Below are 650 nucleotides of genomic sequence, written 5' to 3' on the forward strand. Positions count from 1 at the left end.
AACTATCACAATTATATTGGAGGTTAAAGCAATTGCATCAACATGACTTTAAAGTCCAAACTTCTTGGCAAGGTGGTCGTAACAATGTCGGAAACGTTCAAGGCGACATACTTTCAGAGAATATTTCTATACCTGCTTCCTTAGGTGGTGTTGGTTTAGGAACAAATCCCGATGAATTGTTAGTATCAGCCGCTTCATCATGTTATATCATCTCATTAGCAGCTACTCTTGAACGTGCAAAGTTCACAGATATTTCAATTGAACAACAATCGATTGGAACAGCTTGTTTAAATAACGGAAAATTCAGTATGTCAAAAATTGTGCACCATCCTCAAATTCAAATTCCAAGTGATCAAATAGCACAATTAGAAAAGCGATTACCAAAATTGATAACAATTGCAGATAATAATTGCATGATTTCAAATGCTGTAAGAAATAATGTGGACATAAAAATTTATCCCATCATTCAGGCCAAATAAAATCTTTAAGTGATAACGTTTGTTCGACAATATAGCGTTATCACTTTTTTAGGCTTTTAAATTTTCAGAAAATTTGCTAAAATAGTGAAATCTTATTTATAGGAGGCATATAAATGTATTATCATCAACCGTTGTTATTAACACCTGGCCCAACCCCTGTACCTGATGCCA

The 650-nt window shown here is 33.8% G+C and carries 1 protein-coding gene; it reads left to right on the forward strand.

The features are described 5' to 3' along the window. Positions 1-32 precede the first annotated feature (32 nt). A complete protein-coding gene (locus tag IDG60_RS19450; RefSeq protein ID WP_000553929.1) occupies positions 33-479 on the forward strand; it encodes an OsmC family protein in 447 nt (148 codons plus the stop codon). The last annotated feature ends 171 nt before the right edge of the window (positions 480-650 follow it).

The sequence above is a fragment of the Staphylococcus sp. EG-SA-2 genome, assembly GCF_017152085.1.